This window comes from Pedobacter sp. 05L430, from assembly GCF_056397585.1.
Map to the genome: position 1 here is coordinate 1 of NZ_JBFTNT010000479.1, position 1,844 is coordinate 1,844.

The following is a 1,844-nucleotide window of genomic DNA, read 5'->3' on the forward strand; positions in this document are numbered from 1 at the left end:
AGCAACAAGGCATCCATATCGCATAAACCATTTATCAGCAAGTAAATTTGTGGATTTTTTTGACAAAGAGATACTAAAGTTTTGGAGAGCCCTTGAGGAGTATTGCTGGACAGATTGCCACTACGTCTAGTAAAACACACAATCCACTCCTCACATTAACTGTCGATTAAGAAAAAGACAGTTTTCGTTGTTATTCAAGAATCGTAATAAAGCCCCCTATTTGTGTTGATATGCGGATTTGGGTTTTTGAACGAAAACTCACTTCCCCTAGTATACTTTAGGAAGAAAATTCCTCAACAGAATATGCAAGTGCATAGCACTTTGTTTATGCTCGAATATTGAATAAAATGAACAAAATCAAAACTTATTCAAAACAAACTGTATTACAATAATTTAAGAACAAAAACCTCTCACTGACTTCCATTTCCCTCCGTTAAATAGTAACCTAAACGAAACTAAAACTGAATATAATGAACAAAAATCATTGAAAGAACTGTAATAAGTTTGCTATACCATACATCAAGGTAATTTTTTGTCCTAAAAATTATTCACTGATAGTATAGATTAAACTAATTTACCGCTCATAACCTTGAAAGCTTGTCGCTCATATGTTCAACTTTTGGGATTACTGTTAACAGTGATGTTGATGGTTTTTGGGGGCGAGGTGAAGGGGCAGACTTCGAACATTTATGCAACTTATGTAGGTCCCCCACCAACCAATACAGGTGGAAGTGCAGGGGCAGGGGGAAACGGTGGCTTCGGGGGGAGTAATGGAGTTATCGGCTCTTTCACCATAACTGGCCACAGCAATATTAACGATGCCGACCTGACCAATTTTGCTACACTAGCTCCCATAAGTGGTCAGGGAGGGGGACTGTTGGGAAGCACCGGGGGAACATCCTCTGCATACATCAATTTAAATTTCTCAGGGGCCATTTTACCAAAAACCGGCACGTCCATAATAATTAAACTAACAGCTGGAACTTTAAGCGGAGTTCAGGTACAGGCTTATAATGGTATTACTGCCCTTGGCAGTGCACAGTCATTTTCATCCCTACCGCTAAAAGGTACAAATGAATATGTATTTATTACTCCAGCAGATTGTAACAGCATAAGAATTACATCCACCACTTCTGCTGGTGCTCTACTAGGTGGGATCTCCACAAATTCAACAAATATTTACTACGCTTATATCCTTGATCCAAATTGCAATCCACCCGTTTATACAGCTATCAGAAAAACTACAATACTTGATCTGGGCTCTGCAATTAGCAACGAAACAAATGCCATTGATGGAAACCTGAATACCTTCTCCTTGTTTTCAAATGGTTTAGGTGTGGGAACAACATTGTACCAGACTGTTTATTTTTCCCAACCCTCACCTACGGGCAGCGTAGCCACATTAACCCTTTCCATTCCTCCGGCTGTCATATCTGCTGGTGTACTGGGCTACATAAATATCAACACCTACAACGGAGCAACGCTGGTCAGTAATACTTCATTCAGTGGATTATTGCTTGGAACCGATCTATTAACATTATTGAATTCAGGTGGAAAAACCACAATTTCCATTGCCCCTCCATCAGCATTTGACCGTGTAGAGCTCTCAGCAAGTTCCCTCTTAAACCTAGCAACAAGTCTAAACCTATATGAGGTACAGATAACCCCTCCAAAACCAACTTTTACAGCCCCCGGTTCAACCCCTGCTGTAATAATTTGTTCAGGAACATCCGTAACGCTTAAACCTGATGCGCCAGATTCAGGAAATGAATTGCGGTGGTATGATTCTTTAACTTCAACAACATTATTAGCCAACACCAATACTTATACGCCTACTCCATCAC

General features: G+C 40.1%; 1 protein-coding gene. It reads left to right on the forward strand.

What is annotated here, in order from left to right; all coding sequences use genetic code 11:
• Window positions 1–619: 619 nt before the first annotated feature.
• On the forward strand, window positions 620–1,844 hold a 1,225-nt coding region (locus tag AC1DG9_RS26595; protein WP_477635637.1), incomplete at its 3' end, for an immunoglobulin domain-containing protein.